The organism is Arachnia propionica, assembly GCF_037055325.1.
In the GTDB taxonomy this organism is placed as follows: Bacteria; Actinomycetota; Actinomycetes; order Propionibacteriales; family Propionibacteriaceae; genus Arachnia.
In genome coordinates this window covers 280,506-298,574 of sequence record NZ_CP146373.1, presented here as the reverse complement: position 1 = coordinate 298,574, position 18,069 = coordinate 280,506, and the positions used below count along the sequence as shown (strand labels likewise).

At 61.5% G+C, this 18,069-nt stretch carries 14 protein-coding genes and 1 tRNA gene; 5 read left to right on the top strand and 10 right to left on the bottom strand.

Annotated elements, in window-relative coordinates:
• Window positions 1–23: 23 nt before the first annotated feature.
• The 10 genes from V7R84_RS01290 to lysA all read right to left on the bottom strand — a co-directional run bounded on the left by V7R84_RS01290 (window position 24) and on the right by lysA (window position 10,247).
• Entirely contained in the window at window positions 24–464 is a 441-nt protein-coding gene (locus V7R84_RS01290) for a hypothetical protein (protein ID WP_338571225.1), read from the bottom strand.
• On the bottom strand, window positions 457–1,569 hold the full coding sequence (locus V7R84_RS01285) for an MraY family glycosyltransferase (RefSeq protein WP_338571223.1): 1,113 nt from the start codon (window positions 1,567–1,569) through the stop codon (window positions 457–459). Before V7R84_RS01285 ends, V7R84_RS01290 begins: the two co-directional genes overlap by 8 nt.
• Window positions 1,569–2,222, bottom strand: a complete 654-nt coding sequence (locus tag V7R84_RS01280) for an L-threonylcarbamoyladenylate synthase (protein WP_338571220.1) — start codon at window positions 2,220–2,222, stop codon at window positions 1,569–1,571. The genes V7R84_RS01285 and V7R84_RS01280 overlap by 1 nt, the downstream gene beginning before the upstream one ends.
• Window positions 2,219–3,061, bottom strand: coding sequence for a peptide chain release factor N(5)-glutamine methyltransferase (prmC, locus tag V7R84_RS01275; RefSeq protein WP_338571217.1), 843 nt, complete (start codon window positions 3,059–3,061; stop codon window positions 2,219–2,221). Before prmC ends, V7R84_RS01280 begins: the two co-directional genes overlap by 4 nt.
• On the bottom strand, window positions 3,058–4,125 hold the full coding sequence (gene prfA, locus V7R84_RS01270; protein ID WP_338571215.1) for a peptide chain release factor 1: 1,068 nt from the start codon (window positions 4,123–4,125) through the stop codon (window positions 3,058–3,060). Before prfA ends, prmC begins: the two co-directional genes overlap by 4 nt.
• Window positions 4,126–4,144: 19 nt before the next feature.
• Entirely contained in the window at window positions 4,145–4,360 is a 216-nt protein-coding gene (gene rpmE / locus V7R84_RS01265) for a 50S ribosomal protein L31 (protein ID WP_338571212.1), read from the bottom strand.
• Window positions 4,361–4,487: 127 nt separating this feature from the next.
• On the bottom strand, window positions 4,488–6,227 hold the full coding sequence (rho, locus tag V7R84_RS01260) for a transcription termination factor Rho (protein ID WP_338571210.1): 1,740 nt from the start codon (window positions 6,225–6,227) through the stop codon (window positions 4,488–4,490).
• Window positions 6,228–6,646: 419 nt separating this feature from the next.
• Window positions 6,647–7,531: a homoserine kinase gene (gene thrB / locus V7R84_RS01255; protein WP_338571208.1), complete on the bottom strand. Its 885-nt coding sequence runs from the start codon at window positions 7,529–7,531 to the stop codon at window positions 6,647–6,649.
• Complete coding sequence (locus V7R84_RS01250) at window positions 7,528–8,841, bottom strand: homoserine dehydrogenase (protein ID WP_338571205.1); 1,314 nt, start codon at window positions 8,839–8,841, stop codon at window positions 7,528–7,530. The genes thrB and V7R84_RS01250 overlap by 4 nt, the downstream gene beginning before the upstream one ends.
• 2 nt (window positions 8,842–8,843) lie before the next feature.
• Complete coding sequence (lysA, locus tag V7R84_RS01245) at window positions 8,844–10,247, bottom strand: diaminopimelate decarboxylase (RefSeq protein WP_338571204.1); 1,404 nt, start codon at window positions 10,245–10,247, stop codon at window positions 8,844–8,846.
• Window positions 10,248–11,061: 814 nt separating this feature from the next.
• On the opposite strand from lysA, the gene V7R84_RS01240 reads away from it, so the two are divergent.
• The 5 genes from V7R84_RS01240 to V7R84_RS01220 all read left to right on the top strand — a co-directional run bounded on the left by V7R84_RS01240 (window position 11,062) and on the right by V7R84_RS01220 (window position 18,044).
• Window positions 11,062–11,133 (top strand) — tRNA-Arg (locus tag V7R84_RS01240).
• Window positions 11,134–11,182: 49 nt separating this feature from the next.
• Window positions 11,183–12,682 (top strand): glycosyltransferase family 87 protein, encoded by a 1,500-nt coding sequence (locus V7R84_RS01235; RefSeq protein ID WP_338571203.1) that lies wholly within the window; start codon window positions 11,183–11,185, stop codon window positions 12,680–12,682.
• A 74-nt stretch (window positions 12,683–12,756) separates the two neighbouring features.
• Window positions 12,757–16,452: a multifunctional oxoglutarate decarboxylase/oxoglutarate dehydrogenase thiamine pyrophosphate-binding subunit/dihydrolipoyllysine-residue succinyltransferase subunit gene (locus V7R84_RS01230; protein WP_338571201.1), complete on the top strand. Its 3,696-nt coding sequence runs from the start codon at window positions 12,757–12,759 to the stop codon at window positions 16,450–16,452.
• An 89-nt stretch (window positions 16,453–16,541) separates the two neighbouring features.
• Window positions 16,542–17,684, top strand: coding sequence for a galactokinase (gene galK, locus V7R84_RS01225; RefSeq protein ID WP_338571199.1), 1,143 nt, complete (start codon window positions 16,542–16,544; stop codon window positions 17,682–17,684).
• Window positions 17,685–17,792: 108 nt separating this feature from the next.
• Window positions 17,793–18,044: a WhiB family transcriptional regulator gene (locus tag V7R84_RS01220; protein ID WP_338571197.1), complete on the top strand. Its 252-nt coding sequence runs from the start codon at window positions 17,793–17,795 to the stop codon at window positions 18,042–18,044.
• Window positions 18,045–18,069: the final 25 nt, after the last annotated feature.

The following is an 18,069-nucleotide window of genomic DNA, read 5'->3' as shown; positions in this document are numbered from 1 at the left end:
CCTTCATCCCAAGAATCGCACTTTCAGCCTTGGTCGTGCATATCGTAAATGGGGACGCGTTGCCGTGACGCCACCACGACCACGCCTGTCGTCCAGGACAGTACTGTTGCGATGACCGCAATCGCCAGCCAGTTCGTGTCCGTTTCAGGACCAAGCCGCGGATGACTCGTCACGAACCAAATACCAGCTCCAATCCCGACCACGCGAACCGCATAGCTTGCGAGTACCACTCCGAGGCCCTGGACGGGTTCCAGTTCGCAGGCCACGACCTCGACGGCCTGCCCCACAGAGCAGAAGATGACCACCGCAGCGAATCCCAACGCAGCCCCGATGAGCGCCGCTCGGGAACCGGTCGCCAAGGCCAGTCCGCACACCGAGATGCCCACTGCCTGCCCGGCCACCAGCCCACCAAACATCATCTGCCGGGCACGTCGGGTTGCCCCCGTGACCCGGCGTTCAGCCACGTTTCACCGTCCCTGCTCCACGCCTGACAGGCATGACGGTAATCAGCACCAGCAGCACGAGGAAAACCCCGATGGCCCACCACGTGGCGGGGTGGTTCAGGAGCACTGTGCAAACGAGACCCCCTGCTATCACCGCACCCCAGGAGCACATGATGAACACGACCCCGCGCTGCGAGTGCCCTCGGGCGACAAGCCTGTGATGCAGGTGGTATTTGTCGGCCTTGAAAGGATGCTGGCCCCGTGCTGTCCGGCGAATCCAGGCCAGGACCAGGTCGCTGAGTGGTAGGGCCATCGTGGCAAACGGCAGCAGCACCGGGAGCAGGGCGGGCAGAACATCGTCATGATCTCTGCTGAGAGCACTCGGATCCACCTGCCCGGTGAACGAGATGGCGCTCATCGCCATCAGGAACCCCAGCAGCATGGCTCCCGCATCCCCCATGAACATGTGCGCCGGCTGGAAGTTGTGGCCGAGGAACCCGAGACAGATGCCGAGGGTGGCAACAGTCAGCAAACTCGCCGTCGTGGCCCGGGCCAGGTCCTGTTCGTAGGCGAGCACGTACGAGTAGGCGAAGAACGCGCCCGCCCCAACCGCCACCAAACCGGCAGCCAGCCCATCCAGCCCGTCAACGAAGTTGACGGCATTGGCACACACCGCAATGAAGATAACCGTGATCAGAATGCTGCTGGCGTCATCGAGAGCCAACACCGCATTCGGCAAGGGAATCCAGTAGATGCGGACCCCTCCCAGCACAGCAGCCCCCGCGGCCAACACCTGGCCACCGAATTTCACTACCGGGCTCAATTCGACCACGTCATCGACCAGACCAACAGCGCAGATCAGGCCACTTGCCAGGAGCACCATTAAGGCGTCGTGCCCGACGGTGGCGAATCGCGACAGGAAGGGCATGTTCACGGCAAGTATCAGGCAGACGACCAGCCCAACGAACATCGCAAGTCCGCCGAAATAAGGTTTAGGGCTAGTGTGCACGTCACGCGCCCTCACCTTCGCCACCGCGTTCCAGCGCAGGGCAAGCTGACGACACACCGCCGCGAACAAGTAGGTGGCGGCGGTGGCGACCAACAGCACGAGAAGATATTCGCGCATCAGCCAGCCTGCAGCTCCGGTACCACCTGACGGAGCTCCTCGAGGGCGATCGCCCCCTGGCGGAGAACCCGTCCGTGTTCGTCACTGGTGAAGTCGATGATCGTGGAGGCCTCTCCCCCGGGAGCCTTCCCACCGTCCAGGTAAACCGCTACAGCATCGGCCAGCATGTCGCGGGCCTCCCCAGCAGTGGTCGCGGCAGGCTGTCCGGAGACGTTTGCTGAACTCACGGCCATGGGGCCCGTACGGCGCAGCAGGGCACGGGTCTCATCATGGTCGGGAACCCGGACCGCCACTGTTCCCCGGGTTTCTCCCAGGTCCAGGGGAAGCGATCGTTGTGCCTTGACGATGATGGTCAGAGCCCCCGGCCAGAACTGTGCCACCAGCTTTCTGGCCGCCTCTGGCACCTGACCGGCGAGGGCTCGCAGCATCGAGCCCTCCGCTATCAAAACCGGCGGCGGCATGTCGCGTCCCCGCTTCTTGGCATCCAGCAACCCCGTGACCGCGTTGGTGTCAAATGCAGCGCACCCGATCCCGTAGACCGTGTCAGTTGGGAAGACGACGCACTGCCCTGCCGCAACCGCCTCCCGGGCCGCCTCAAGAGCGGCATCGGTTTCAAACTCGAGAGACAACGTCCTGGACCCGGTTTCGTTCACCCGCCAATCCTGCCACGTCTAGCGAGAAGGTGTCGGGGGTGCCCTGCCAGGTCGCGCACCGTCCGGATATCGAAGAAGCCATCAGAGAAGATTTCCCGGACCTGGTCGGCGTGCGACTGGTCGTGTTCCATGGCCACCAGGCCTCCCGGCGCCAGAAGCCTGCGCGCCACCGAGTGGACGACCCGAATGACATCCAGCCCGTCCTCACCACCGAACAGCGCCTCAGCAGGATCATGGCTCACCTCTACCGGGAGCCGGCCACGCAGGCTGGTGGGAACGTAGGGCGGGTTTGCCACCACGACATCGACCCGGGCATCGAGATCATGGAAAGCCTCAGACATATCCTCCTGGCGGCAGTCCACCCCGAGGCCCTCGAGGTTCCGCAGCAACCAAGGCCACGCGTCGGAGGAACGTTCTACTGCGTGCAGCTCCAGGCCACCACACTCCCTCGCAAGGCTCCGCACGATGGCCCCCGAGCCGGCACACAGTTCAACCACGCAGCGTTTCCCGGCGGGCAGGTCTGTCACGTACCCGAGAACTTCGTCCACCAACAATTCCGTCTCGGGACGCGGTATGAAAACCCCAGGCCCGACCGCGAGGGTTTCGTAGCGGAACGGCGCCCACCCCGTGATGTGCTGGACCGGCTCCCCGGTCCTCCGTCGCGCAACGAAACCCGCCACCTTGTCACGATCCCCGGGCGATGCATCTCGGAGGACCAGCGCCGCCGAATCGCACTTCAGCGCGTGGCAGACAAGCCAACGGGCATCAGCCGCTGGAGTGGTGACGCCGGCCTCCGCCAGCTGCTCCGAGACCTCCAGGACCAGGTCCCAGGCCCTCATAGGCCTGGTCCGGACAGCCGTTCAGCCAGGTCGGCCTCGGCCAGTGCATCGAGAACGGGCGCCAAAGCCCCCGCCAGGACCAGGTCCAAGTTGTGAGCCTTGAAACCAATCCTGTGGTCAGCGAATCGGTTCTCCGGGAAGTTGTAGGTGCGGATCCGTTCGGAGCGGTCCACCGTGCGCACCTGCGACCTGCGAGCGGCGGATGCCGCCTCCGCGGCCTTCGCCTCCCGGATGGCGGCCAGCCTGGAACGCAGCAGCCGCATCGCCTGTTCACGATTCTGCAGCTGGGAACGTTCGTTCTGGCAGCTCACCACAACCCCCGTCGGGATGTGGGTGATCCTGACGGCCGAGTCCGTGGTGTTCACTCCTTGACCGCCGGGCCCTGAAGCCCGAAACACATCGATCCTGAGGTCGGATTCGCTGATCTCCAACTCCTCTGGCTCGATGTCAGGTGAAACCAGTACACCAGCGGCGGAAGTGTGGATGCGTCCCTGGGTTTCGGTGACGGGAACGCGTTGGACCCTGTGTACCCCACCCTCAAACTTGAGCCGCCCATAAGGACCGACCCCATCGATGCCGGTTCCCTTCACAGCCACTGTCACAGACTTGAATCCGCCGAGATCCGTTGTCTGGGAGTCCAACACCTCGAGGCGCCAGCCGACCTGTTCTGTATACCGCTGATACATGCGAAGCAGATCAGCCACAAACAGTGCGGACTCCTCACCTCCCTCCCCCGACTTGATCTCGAGGATCGCATCGGTGTCATCGTTCGGGTCCCTTGGCGCCAGCAGCCGGGTGAGCCGCACCGCGGTCTCTTCGAGCCGCGTTCTGATTGCTTCGGCCTCCTCCGCGAAAACGGGATCCTGCTCGGCAAGTTCGAGTGCAGCCTCACGATCAGCGACCAGTCCGCGGTACAGGGCCAGGGCCTCGACCACAGGCCTCAGCGCCGCATAACGACGACCGACCCGGCGCATCAGCGCCGGGTCGGCGTGCGTCGCGGGGTCGGCCAGCTGAGCCTCGAGCCGATCGTGTTCGGCGATCAGGGGATCCGCGTTCTCGAACAATTTCGCAGGCCCCGTGAGCTCACTTCTTCTTGTTCTTGGCGTACATGCGCTCGAAACGAGCGACACGGCCACCGGTGTCAAGAATCTTCTGCTTGCCGGTGTAGAAGGGATGGCACTCGGAGCACACGTCTGCGTTCAAAGCCCCCTTCTTCGAGGTGCTGCGGGTGGTGAAGGTGTTGCCACAGGTGCAGTGAACCTTCGTCTCGATGTACTCGGGGTGGATACCCTGCTTCATGATTTTCTCCTAGGTGTGTTCTTCCCGGGTCGCCACACCGTCGGCGGGCGTGAACCGGCACGGCCTGCAATTGTGCCAGCCAATGCCGCCGAATCAAAACGATCCCGACGGCTCCGGCGCAATCGGCTCAGCCATCCTGAGCCGGAGTGGTCTTCAGGACACTGAGCAAAAACTCATGGTTGTTCTGCGTCTTTCGCATCCTTGCCAGCAGGGTCTCCAGAGCGGCCTGGTCGTCGAGCCCGGAAAGCGCGCGACGCAACTTCCAGATGATGTTCAACTCGTCGCGACCGAGCAGCAGATCCTCACGGCGAGTTCCGGAAGCGTCCACATCGATCGCGGGGAAGATCCGCTTGTCAGCAAGCTGCCTGGCGAGCCTGAGCTCCATATTGCCAGTGCCCTTGAACTCCTCGAAGATGACCTCATCCATGCGGGACCCGGTCTCGATGAGAGCGGTCGCCAGAATCGTCAGGGAGCCGCCGTTTTCTATGTTGCGGGCCGCACCGAAGAACTTCTTAGGTGGATAGAGGGCTGCTGAATCGACACCGCCGGAAAGAATGCGCCCAGAAGCAGGGGCCGCCAGGTTGTACGCCCGACCCAGACGAGTGATCCCGTCGAGCAATACAACCACATCGTGACCAAGTTCGACGAGACGCTTGGCACGTTCGATGGCTAGTTCAGCGACCACTGTGTGGTCCTCAGCGGGACGGTCGAAGGTGGAAGCGATCACTTCACCGGAGACGGTCCGCTGAAAGTCCGTGACCTCTTCGGGACGCTCATCGACGAGAACCACCATGAGGTGAACCTCAGGATTGTTCGCGGCGATTGCGTTCGCGATGGCCTGCATTACCATCGTCTTGCCGGCCTTGGGTGGGGAAACGATGAGGCCACGCTGCCCCTTGCCGATCGGGGCAACCAAGTCGATGACGCGACCTGTCAGCTGCGTATTGACTGTTTCGAGGCGGAGCTTTTCCTGGGGGTAGAGGGGCGTCAGTTTCGCAAACTCGGGACGCTGCTTCGCCCTCTCAGGATCGTCACCGTTGATGGAGTCGATCCGCACCAGCGGGTTGTACTTCTCCTTGCGCTCACCTTCTCGGGGGGTGCGGATAGCACCGACGATCACATCGCCTCTACGCAACCCGAATCTACGCACCATGGCCAACGGCAGGTAGGCGTCGTTGGGCCCGGGGAGGTACCCGGTGGTGCGAACGAAGGCGTAATTGTCGAGAATGTCAACAATCCCGGAAACGGCTGCAAGAACGTCATCCTCGGAAACCGTGGGTTCATTCTCGAAGCGGTCCATGCCCCCAGAACCACGGTTGCGACGGTTCTGGCGATCACGGTTGCGACGGCGCCGTCCGCGACGTCCGCCTTCGTTCTCTTCCTCGAAACGCCCTACCCCTGTGCTTGCCGTGGCAAGGACGGGCGCTGCGGTGGAGGTACCGGTCTGCCCAAGAGCAGCAGCCAAACGCTCTCCGACCTCTTCGTTCGTCGCTTCCTGCGCCGCACGGTCACGTTCTTTGTTACGTTCACGGCGCCGACGGTTGCGACTAACGCCTTCACCATCCACCCGTGACTGGTGCTGCTGAACGGGTGATTCGGATTCTGTTTTCTCCACTTTCGGCCGCTCGGGACCGGCATGTTCCGACGCCTCCGCAGGGAGCTGCGGTTCGACCTCGGCTCGCTTCCTAGGAGGTGAGGTACGGGCTTTGTGATCAGGCCTGGCAGGGACGTTGACCTCGCCGGAAATCGCGGCGATCAGATCACCCTTGCGCATCGCAGAAGTGCCCTTGATACCCATCCCTGCTGCCATCTTCTTGAGCTCAGGGAGCTTCAGGTCTGCCAGGGAGCTGGAACCGGATTCGGTCACGGAATGCCTTCCTTAACTCAGGAAACCGGTGGCACTGAAAATTGCCCAACCGGTGAAGTGTCTAGTCAAAGCGCTCATTTCACGGTGGTAAAAGAAACCGCCACCGACGCCGTTCAGTTGACTACCGAAATAATAACACGAGACCCGACCTTCTCCCCAGCTGGCGTTACGTAAAGAGGGTTCGATGCTGTTCCAGGGCGTTGCAGTGGAGCTCTACTCGCAAGCTCATAGGCACCATAGACCCCTTCACGTCTTCCACCCCCATGGAGCAACACGATCAGGTCTCATGTCGATGCATTCACGGGGACCGGCTTCCATCCACAGGACTTCTTGAAATTGTTGCGTCCACACTCAGAAGCCGTCCACCGTACTCGCGTACGTGGTCGTACGCCGCTCGGATGCTGAGACACCCGCATTGCTCAATCCACGAGCTGCACTCCCTCACCAGGCACGAGGTCGTGGCGTTGGAATCCCTCATGTTCAAGGGAGTCCGCTTTCGCCAGCTGGTCCTCCAGACCGATCGCAAACACAGTCGGGCCCGCCCCGGAAATGGTCGCAGGAATTCCTACCCGCCGCAATCGCCGCAGCAACGACCAGGAGGCCGGCATCAACTCGGCTCTCTGGAACTGATGCAAACGGTCCCTGGTTGCGGACAACAACAGATCGGGACGCTGTTCAAGAGCCAGGGGAAGGGAAGCCGCAGCTACGGCCTGGGCCACAGCATCTTTCCGGGGCACCATGTCGGGTAGGACAGCTCTGGCTCCCTCGGTACGGACCTCCAGATCGGGGACGAATGCAAGGCACCGCAGACCCTCTACGAGCCGCAACCGAATCAGTTCCACCCGCTCACCATCCAGCCAGGCCAGTATCGCACCTCCCCAGACCGCCGCACCCGCGTTGTCGGGATGCCCCTCCAGAAGACTGGCGACCCGGGTCAATTCGACCCGGTCCAGCTCTTCATCTGGAAAGGCAATGCCGTGGGCCAAAGCACAGCCAGCCACTATGGCCGCCGCGGAAGAGCCGAGCCCGCGCGAGTGCGGAATCGTGTTGCGCGTCCTCAGGAGCAATCCGCCCGGCGGGGCCACACCCCACTGGCGCAGGGCGTGCAGCAACGTTGCGATCACGAGATGGGACTCGTCGCGAGGCACCTGATGGGAACCCTCACCAAACACCTCGATCTGGAGGCCCCCAGTCCTCGAGACCTCCAATGTCAGTTCATCGAACCAGTCCACGGCCAACCCCACGCAGTCGAATCCCGACCCCAGGTTGGCGGTGCTTGCCGGGACACGTACGGTGAGTCTCACTTGCCCTCGATGCGCATGTAGTCAATGGCGTTCCCGATGAAGGGAGCCTCCCGCAGCGCCGCGACGACGTCCTGGAGGTCCTGTTCACGTGCATCGTGTGTCATGAAGTTCAACTCCGCGGTGAACCCGTCGGTGCGTCCCAAGCCTTCCAGGTAGGACTGCTGGCAGGTTTGTAGGGATACCCGGTGGGCTCCGAAGATAGTGGCGCACTTGGCGAGCACACCTGGTTTGTCCTCCACCTGGAAACGAATGTAGTAGCGGCTGGTCGCATCCCCGATCGGGGCGACCCCGCGCTTGGTGTATCCGGTCCCGAGGTGACCAGCGGTTCCCCGAACCCGGTTGCGGGCCACAGTCACCACGTCTCCCATGACTGCGGAGGCTGTGGGGGCACCACCCGCTCCCTGTCCGAGGAACATCAGTTGCCCTGCCTCGACCGACTCGACGAAAATTGCGTTGTAAGCGCCAGAAACAGAGGCCAGTGGATGGGTCTTCGGGATCATGGTGGGATGAACCTTGACGATGACTCGATCATCGTCTGCCAGCTTGGCTACGGCGAGCAGTTTCACCACACACCCCATCCGGTCGGCAGCCCGGATGTCAGTTTCCGTCACCGACGTGATGCCCTCGCAGAAAACCTCAGAGCTGTGCACCTCGGTGTGAAACGCCAACCCCGCAAGAATCGCTGCCTTCGCAGCCGCATCCTTGCCCTCGACGTCAGCGGTGGGATCAGCCTCCGCGAAACCGAGCTCCTGGGCTTGGCGCAGCGCCACCTCGAAGCTCAGGTGATTGGTGGTCATCTGGTCGAGAATGTAGTTGGTGGTGCCGTTGACGATCCCCATGACCGCGCGGATCTCGTCGCCGACTAGGGATTCCCTGAGTGGCCGGATGATCGGGATCGCTCCCGCCACCGCTGCTTCATAGTAGAGGTCGACGCCGTTTTTCTTGGCTGTTGCACTCAGTTGTGCCAAGTCCTCGGCCAGCAACGCCTTGTTGGCGGTGACCACCGAGGCACCCGCGTTCATGGCCTCGGTGAGCAGGGTCCGCGCGGGCTCGATGCCACCGATCACCTCGATGACGAGATCCAAGTCACCACGCGTGACGAGGCCATGCACATCCATGGTGAACAGGTCGGGATCGATTCCTGGACGTTGCACGTCCAGCCTGCGCACCCCGATGCCGACGAGTTCCAAGGGTCGACCGATGCGTTGGCGCAAGGAATCCGCTTCCTGGCTCAGGATTCGGGCCACCTGAGAACCAACCACACCGGCACCGAGCAGTGCCACCTTCAACGGCGAAGTCTCCTCAGCCATGTTCACTCCCCTACGTCAAGTCGCATCAGGTCTTCCAGGGTCTCCCGCCTGAGAAGCGTTCGTGTCTCCCCCTGGCACACCGCCAGCAGGGGCGGTTTCGGGACCTGATTGTAGTTACTGGCCATGGATCGGCAATACGCCCCGGCCCCCGGGACTGCGATCAGGTCTCCCGGCTGGATGTCCCGGGGCAGGAAGACATCCCGAATCAAGATGTCACCTCCTTCGCAGTGCTTCCCAACGACCCGCGCGAGCACAGGCTCGGCCTGCGAGGTCCGGTTCGCCAAGGCGCAGGAGTACTCGGCGGCATACAGGGCGGGGCGGATGTTGTCGCTCATGCCCCCATCGACAGAAACGTAGGTGCGTGAACGCCCGTTCTCCAACTCCACGACCTTCACTGTCCCGACCTCGTACAGGGCAACCCCGGCTGGGCCACAGATAGCACGTCCGGGTTCGATGCTGAGCTGGGGGCGTTTCAATCCGAAACCTCGACACTCGTGATCGAGGATGTCCTCGAAGGCTTGAGCGAGGGCGTCGGTTGGCATGGGTGAGTCGGCCTCCGTGTAGGCGATTCCGAAACCACCCCCGAGGTCCAGCTCCGCCAGTTCCACCCCAGTGGCGACACGAAACTGCTCCGCCAGTCGCAGTGTGCGACGAATCGCCACCTCGAAGCCATGGGTCTCAAAGATCTGGGAGCCGATGTGGCTGTGAATACCACGCAGCTCGATGAAGGGCGACGACTGGCACCGCACCAGCGCCGCGAGGGCGTGACCCCCGAGGATGGACAGACCGAACTTCTGGTCCTCGTGAGCCGTGGCGATGTACTCATGCGTGTGGGCTTCCACCCCGGTAGTGACCCGTACCAGCGCATGAGCCCGTTTCCCAAGCTCCTGGCAGGCCGCCTCGATGCGGTCTATCTCATGGAAGGAGTCGACTATGATGCGCCCGACTCCCTGCTCCAGGGCGAAACGGATTTCCTCCACCGATTTGTTGTTGCCATGGAACCCGAGCCGCTCCGCCGGCATCCCCCCGGCCAGGGCGATCCGCATCTCCCCCATGGTCGTCACATCCAGGTGGAGCCCTTCCTCGGTAACCCAGCGCGCCACCGCCCGGGTCAACAATGCCTTTCCCGCGTAATAGACCCGCCACCTGGCAAAATTGTCGCGGAAGGCCCGCGATCTGGTGCGGAAATCCTGTTCGTCGATCACGTAGGCGGGTGTGCCCTGCTCGGCCGCGACCCGCGTCAGAGGGACCCCACCAATCACGATGCGCCCCATTTCGTCCCGTTCGGTCCCTGAAGGCCACAGCTCCGCTCGCAACTGATTCAGGTCCTCGGGCAACGTGAGCCACTGCGGTCCTGCTTTGGCGACGTCGGCGTGAATCGAACCGGCGATGTGAGCATGAGTCATGAGGCCAAAGCTTGCCAGAAGGGGCGTACCGGGACAGATGAAACTCCGACGCATCCCACAAAACGGGTGCAACGAGCAGAGGCCGTTCGTGCTCCACAGCGTGAATACCCGAAATCCTGAGCGAGAACATCTTGGACAGCCGCAGCCAGCTGAGCAGGCCGATGAAGGCCTACAGGGAGAACACGAACAGCCCGAGGAACACGATGATCAGGTAGGGCCTGCAGCCGAACTCATCAGGAATGAACTGGGCATAAGAACCCAACCATGATATGGAGAAAAGTCGTCAGGCAAAATCACAGGATGATCATCACACGCCTGTAGAAGAGGCTGGGGAACGACCAGAAGCACCTCGCGACCCTTCTCCATCAGGAGCTGGGCCTCCCCCAGGGCAGCGCCGGTCCTTTTCGGGAAGCAAACGACCCCACGAACAGAGGTTTCGGCATCAACCATCTCACGGTACCTGCCGAGCCGGGTCACCGACCGCACCCCTGACACAATCACGCAGGTCATTCGCGCACTCGACTGCCCTCCACAGACCATAACCTGGTCACAGCGGAACTAGCAGGATGCCCGGCAACGACGCCAGGAAGCCATGACACAGCACGTTCTTGACAGGCTGGCTGGCGTCCTGGATCACCGCAGGCGCTCTCTAGCTCCGGTGTTGGGTCCACAAAGGGCGACAGCCGTTCCCACGAACTGTCACGAGCACATCGTGGTGGAATCCAACCTCACCAACGACAAGGATTTCAGGCCGTCCCAGAACCTCCAAGTTGTCCCGGACGTCCGGGTTCATGCTAGCCTTTCGCACGTCGAAGCCCCCGTAGCTCAGGGGATAGAGCACCGCCCTCCGGAGGCGGGTGCCGAGGTTCGAATCCTCGCGGGGGCGCTTCAGGGCCGGCGTGGCCGGCGAGCCCAGAATTCCAGGGGGTCCGCGCTTGACCGAGACCACACCACCGTCCATCAAGCGCTCCTACCGCACCAAATGGGCCGTGACACTCATGCTCGTGTTCGTAGCGACCCGCGCATTCAACGTCTTGCTGTGGAAAATCCCTCACGTGTCCTTCGTCCAGAACGACGTCAGCTACTACGGGTACTGGCTCTGGTGCCTGCTCGGGGATGGTAGCCACAATTCGCAGTGCGCCACGGCCATGGCGGGGTCCGGTGTGATGACAGAATACCCGCTTCCCGCTGTCTGGTTCCTTGAGTTTCTCTACACGCTCGGGGGAGGCCACCCCCCGTGGCTACCCTTCCTCCTGCTCGGGGGATTTCTGATCGGCATCATCCCTCTCGCAGTGCTGTGGAGTCACAACCGCAGGAAACCTGCCCTCGTCGGGGGGGGCGCCCTTATCGTCCTACTCTTCGCGGTTTGGTTCACCGCCTCCCTGCCCTATCGCGCCACCGCCTTCAATTCCTGGCTTCCAGTCTTCGCCTCAGCCATGCTCCTGCTCGACGGAATCGTGGCAGCGATGCTCTTCAGATACGGCTCAGTGAGCGCCACCGTTTTCTGGATCCTGTTCATAGGCGCCTGCGGACCCATCGTGTGGTTCCGCTTCGACATGTTGACAGCAGCAGCCGTTGCACTGGCATGCCTGTGGCTGAATCGCCATCCCGCGCTCTCGGGGGCCCTTATCGGCCTCGGCGCGGCGATAAAACTCTGGCCAGCCCTACTGATCGCCCCGATGTCAGCCCCTGCACCTCTGCACAAAGGAACAGGACGATTCCGACTGATTGGTTTTATTGTTGCTGGGTTCTCTCTGGGCCTTGCATCACTCCTGATCGGTGGATGGTCCCGTTCTATTTCCCCCATGACCTGGCAGTCGAGCCGAGGGCTCCAGATGGAGTCGGTACCCGCAACGGCGCTCGTGTTCCTACGAACGTTCACCACCAACCCGGCTTGGCAGGTGGCGCTCAGCAAATACAACGCCATCGAGTTCCAAGGACCGGCTGTCGATGTTCTTCTTGGGGTGTCAACTTTCCTCACAGTGGGCTCGCTCCTGCTCACCGCGGCGCTCACGTGGAGGCTGCTTCGTAATTTCCGCTCACACAACGAAAACCTGCCGCAGGCCATCTTGTTGTCAGTGCTGGCCGTGGTACTCGCCACCGTGATCGCGAACAAAACCCTGTCCACACAGTACGTCCAGTGGCTGGCAGGGCCATTGGCAGCCCTGCTCGCCCTTGGCACCAGTCCTTGGTTACGACTCCCTCGCCGGATACTGGCAACCGGTCTGGTAATCGTGGCGGTGCTCACCCAATACACCTATCCATGGGGAACTCTGGGGATCATGGCGATCCCCAACGGCTCTGGCTTTGAATCCTCCACCCTGGTGATGCGCAACACACTTCTCGTGCTCCTGGCAGGCTTCTCGGCAGGACTCGCGTGGCGCGCCTCCTCCCGTCCCAACCCCAGCCATCCTGAGCGAAGTTCGCTAAGCTGATCACTGGGCGATGAAGCCTGACGCCCAAGCAGTAGTCTCACGTAAGGGGATCGTGGCAACAGCCACTGGCGAAGATGTCGACACCTGAATCACATGATGCATTTGGCGCGAACTCTTGGTTGATTGACGAGATGCGGGAAGCCTGGGAGAAAGATCCCTCGTCCGTGGACGAAACATGGCAGGCCTTCTTCAAGGACAAGGCGACTCCCGCCAACACGAATCCCACCTCCCCGGTACACAGTGACCACCCCTCCTCTCCCCCGCGGGAGCGCACCCCTCGGGGGGAGGGAAACCAGCCAAAGGTGGAATCAGTCAAACCCACCAGGGAATCCCCCTCCACCCCAGGCACCGGAGCCGGCCTGTCGGCAAATGCCCCGAATCCATCACTACGTCCTGAGCCTTCCGCCGTGGCACCCCGCCTGACCGTACTTCGTGGGGCCCCGATGCGCACCGCAAAAAACATGGATGCCTCGCTGAGTGTGCCCACCGCCACCTCCGTACGTTCCGTCCCCATGAAACTCGTGATCGATCAGCGCACCGGGATCAACAACTTCCTGAAAACATCCAAGGGCGGCAAGGTCAGTTTCACCCACCTGATCGCCTACGCAATGATCCAGGCGCTGAAGGCAGTGCCTTCGATGAACAACTCCTACGACGTGATCAATGGCAAACCAACATTGGTTGAGAATCCCACAATCAACTTGGGGATCGCCATCGACCTCAAGAAATCAGATGGCACTCGCCAACTCCTCGTTCCCAACATCAAGGGATGCGAGAAACTCAATTTCGCTCAATTCTGGGCTGCCTACGAAAAGATCATTGCCAAGGCGCGTTCCGGGGAACTCACCGTGGCTGATTTCGCCGGAACCACAGCTACCATCACCAATCCTGGAGGGATCGGCACGAATCATTCCGTACCCCGCCTGATGAACGGGCAGGGAATGATCTTGGGGGTTGGGAGCATCGACTATCCAGCGGAGTTCCAAGGAACTTCCTTGTTCCATGTTGACGACTTCGGAATCTCCAAGGTGACGACTCTCACATCCACCTATGATCATCGAGTTATCCAAGGTGCCCAATCAGGTGAGTTCCTGAAGATCATCCACCAGCTGCTGCTCGGGGAAGAGAACTTCTACGACACAATTTTCGAAGCCCTGCGCATACCGTATGAGCCATTGAGGTGGAGCGTCGACGTTTCCACCTACCGAGAGAACCAGGTCGCGAAACAGGGACGGGTATTGGAACTCATCAACGCCTACCGTTCAGTAGGGCACCTGGTGGCCGACACCGACCCTCTGGAGTACCGGCAACGCTCACACGAAGACCTCCGCCTGGAAGCCCATGGCCTGTCCATCTGGGACCTGGACCGCGAGTTCGCTGTAGGTACCTTCGGCGGACAGGAAAGGGTCTACCGCTCGCTACGGGAGATCCTCGCAATTTTGCAGGACTCCTACTGCCGAACCGTGTCCGTCGAGTACATGCACATCGCGGACCCCCAGCAGCGCAAGTGGTTCCAGGATCGCATCGAAATACCGCGCCAAGCTCTGACGCATCAAGAGCACATGCACGCACTCGACAAGCTGAACGAGGCCGAGGTCTTCGAAACCTTTCTGCAGACCAAATTCGTCGGGCAGAAACGCTTCTCCCTAGAGGGTGGTGAATCCGTCATCGTCCTGCTAGACGAAATCTGCCAGCAAGCAGCAAACGAGCAACTCGATGAGGTGTGCATAGGCATGCCACACCGTGGGCGTCTCAACGTTCTTTCAAACATCGTCGGCAAGGACTACGCTCAGATTTTCCACGAGTTCGCAGGCACCATTGATGTCTCCGGAACCGGCGACGTCAAATATCACCTGGGGTCGGAAGGCAAGTTCGTCGCCAATAACGGAGCCACCATCAAAACCTCCGTCGCAGCCAACCCTTCTCACCTTGAGGCAGTGAATCCCGTTCTCCAGGGAATCGCCCGAGCGAAACAGGACATGATAGGGAAAGACGACTTTCCGGTACTGCCACTTCTCCTGCACGGCGACGCAGCTTTCTGCGGACAGGGGGTCGTCTTCGAGACTTTGCAGATGAGCCAACTGCGTGGCTACAAGACCGGAGGCACCATCCACATCGTGGTCAACAACCAGGTGGGGTTCACAACCGCCCCCATCGAATCACGCACCTCTACCTACTGCACGGATGTCGCCAAGGCCATCTCCGCTCCGGTGCTTCACATCAATGGCGACGATCCCGACTCCTGCATCCGCGCCGCCCGACTGGCCTTCGCCTATCGACAGCGATTCCACAAGGATGTCGTGATCGATCTGGTCTGCTACCGGCGCCGCGGCCACAACGAAGGTGACGATCCAAGTTTCACGCAGCCCAAGATGTACGACCTGATCGAGCAAAAGCGTTCCGTAAGGCGCCTGTATACCGAAGCGCTGATCGGGCGTGGTGACATTTCCGTGTCCGATGCCGAGGACGTGATGGACAAGTTCAGGGCTCGCCTAGAGAACGTGTTCAAGGAAGCGCGCGACGCCAAGAACACCGACGCGGTGATCGAGGAGTACACGAGAGTGCCCTATTACCCGACGAAGCAGGGGCACCAACTCACCGCAATAACACCAGATATGATGCACCGAATCAGTGAGGTGCACACCGCTCTCCCGGAGGGTTTCACCCCGCATCCGAAGGTACTGCCCCAACTGAAACGCCGGGCCGAGCAGATCCTCAACGGCCCCATCGACTGGGCTACCGCCGAGCTACTCGCTATCGGTTCACTGCTGATGGAGGGTCGGCCCGTCCGGCTGGCCGGGCAGGATTCACGCCGTGGGACCTTCTCGCAACGATTCGCAGCAATCGTGGACCGCATCACCAACGAAGCCTGGGTTCCCCTGAAACACCTGAGCGACGACCAAGCCACCTTCGACGTCTACGACTCACTGCTCAGTGAGTACGCGGCCATGGGTTTTGAGTATGGCTACTCCGTGGCCCGACCGGACGCCTTGGTCTTGTGGGAGGCGCAGTTCGGTGACTTCGCCAACGGGGCCCAGATCATTGCCGACGAGTTCGTTGTCTCCGGGCAAGCGAAATGGGACCAGAAGTCCGGTGTGGTGGTGCTGTTGCCCCATGGTTTCGAGGGGCAGGGTCCGGACCACAGCTCTGCACGCATCGAACGCTGGCTGCAGCTGTGCGCCGAGAACGCTCTCGCCGTCAGCCAGCCTTCGACGGCAGCCAGTTACTTCCACCTGCTGCGTCAGCACGCCTACGTCAACTACCACCGCCCGGTCGTGGTGGCCACCCCCAAGTCGATGTTGCGCAGCAAGGCGGCCGCCTCGCTGCCGGAGGAATTCACCTCAGGAGTCTGGCATCCGGTGCTGGACGATCCGACGATCACAGATCCGTCCGAAGTTTCCCGTCTGCTGATCTGCTCCGGCAAGATCCGCTGGGAACTCGTGGCGAACCGGGAGAAGTCTGGTCTCGACGGCAAAGTGGCAATCATCTCCCTGGAACGTCTCTATCCGCTACCCGGAGCCGAGATGGCCAAGGTACTGGAGCGCTACCGCCACGTCACCGACATCCGATTCGTCCAGGACGAGCCCGCCAACCAGGGACCATGGCCGTTCATCTCTGTGCATCTGCCGAATTCTGTGGCGAACCACACAGACATTCCGTTGCGCATGCACCGGGTGGCACGACCGTGGTCTTCTGCACCATCAGTCGGCTCCATGAAGGTTCATCAGCAACAGACAGCAGATCTGATGAACAGTGCATTCGGGGCGTGAGAACGCTACTTCCCGATGGCAGGCAAGCTTCCAACACCGGAAAGTATCTGCCCGACCCACAAGATCCCGGATTTGAGAAAAGGTGAACAATGGAGGCCGTTGAGAAGCTGACCACCTGCTACCGGAAGCTGGCGGGATCCGACCCGGAGGGAATCTGGTTCGCCCCCGGGCGGGTGAACCTGATCGGCGAACACACCGACTACAACGACGGTTTCGTCCTCCCCTTCGCCCTAGAGCAACGCGCTCTCATCGCAGCGGGGCATCGTGATGACGGCCTGATCGTCATGCATGCGGCAGACCTATCGGAAACCATGGAAGTGTCATTGTCCGCTCTTGCTCCCGGGCAAGGTAGCTGGGCCGCCTATCTGGCCGGAGTGCTGTGGGTACTACGCGAGGCAGGGCACCAGGTAGGAGCGGTCACCCTGGCACTCACCTCAGATGTGCCTCTCGGGGCCGGTCTATCCAGTTCTGCAGCAATCGAGTGCGCAGTCATGGCCGCAATGTGTGATCTCTTCAGCCTGAGCATCGCTCCGATGGAACGTGCCCAGCTTGCACAGCGGGCGGAAAACGTCTACGTGGGTGCTCCCACCGGGCTCCTAGATCAAGCAGCCAGTACCCTCTGCCGAAACGGCCACGGGCTCTTCCTCGACTGCCGCACTCTTGAAACCACCGATGTGCCACTGCCGCTGCACGACCAGGGATTTGAAATCCTGGTTCTCGACACCCACAGCCCGCACAGCCACATCGATGGTGAGTACGGGGAACGTCGCGCCACCTGTGAACAGGCTGCCAAGATTCTCGGGGTCAGAGCTCTACGCGATGTCACGGACCTGGATGCCGCCCTGTCGCGACTCCCCGACACACAAATGCGCAGACGGGTTCGACATGTGGTCAGTGAGAATGAGCGGACCCACGCTGCCCTGGACCTGGCCAGGAAAGGACTGCTGTCCGAACTTCCTCGCCTGCTGAATGAATCCCATATCTCCATGCGCGAGGACTACGAGATCACGGTACCCACTGTCGACCTCGCCGTGGAAACAGCCTTGACGCACGGAGCGTTTGGAGCCCGGATGACGGGCGGCGGCTTCGGTGGCTGCATCATCGCGTGGTGCTCCACGGGACAGGCCAATCGCATCGGCTCAGCCATTCACGAAGCGTTCGAGAAGGCCGGTTTTCAGAAACCTTCATGGTTCACGGCGACTCCCTCTGGAGGGGCCGGCCGCTTGAGCTGAACTCCGAATTCCGTCGGCCTCACGGAGTGGCAGGGTTGTTTATTGCTGTAGACCGGAGTAAGTTCTATCCGCTCGAAAGATCACCTAGCCGAAAAAGGAGTGCCATTCATGGACTGGCGCCACAGGGCAGCCTGCCTGACAGAGGACCCGGAGCTGTTCTTCCCTGTCGGCAATACCGGCCCTGCACTCCAGCAGATCGAGGATGCCAAGAAGATCTGCCAAAGTTGCACTGTTAAAGACCAGTGCCTCAACTGGGCGCTGGACGCTGGCCAGGACCACGGTGTCTGGGGTGGTATGAGCGAGGACGAGCGACGAGCCATGAAGCGCCGCGCTGCTCGCTCCCGGGTGCGCGCCAGCTGAGAAGCGCGGGACTCCTCATGGCTTT

Bases quoted from the DNA above. Each gene is read 5' to 3' on its own strand.
- prmC (WP_338571217.1), bottom strand. From the start codon at position 3,061: ATGAGGGCCTGGGACCTGGTCCTGGAGGTCTCGGAGCAGCTGGCGGAG.
- V7R84_RS01285 (WP_338571223.1), bottom strand. From the start codon at position 1,569: ATGCGCGAATATCTTCTCGTGCTGTTGGTCGCCACCGCCGCCACCTAC.
- rpmE (WP_338571212.1), bottom strand. From the start codon at position 4,360: ATGAAGCAGGGTATCCACCCCGAGTACATCGAGACGAAGGTTCACTGC.
- V7R84_RS01230 (WP_338571201.1), top strand. From the start codon at position 12,757: ATGTCGACACCTGAATCACATGATGCATTTGGCGCGAACTCTTGGTTG.
- V7R84_RS01250 (WP_338571205.1), bottom strand. From the start codon at position 8,841: ATGGCTGAGGAGACTTCGCCGTTGAAGGTGGCACTGCTCGGTGCCGGT.
- lysA (WP_338571204.1), bottom strand. From the start codon at position 10,247: ATGACTCATGCTCACATCGCCGGTTCGATTCACGCCGACGTCGCCAAA.
- V7R84_RS01220 (WP_338571197.1), top strand. From the start codon at position 17,793: ATGGACTGGCGCCACAGGGCAGCCTGCCTGACAGAGGACCCGGAGCTG.
- galK (WP_338571199.1), top strand. From the start codon at position 16,542: ATGGAGGCCGTTGAGAAGCTGACCACCTGCTACCGGAAGCTGGCGGGA.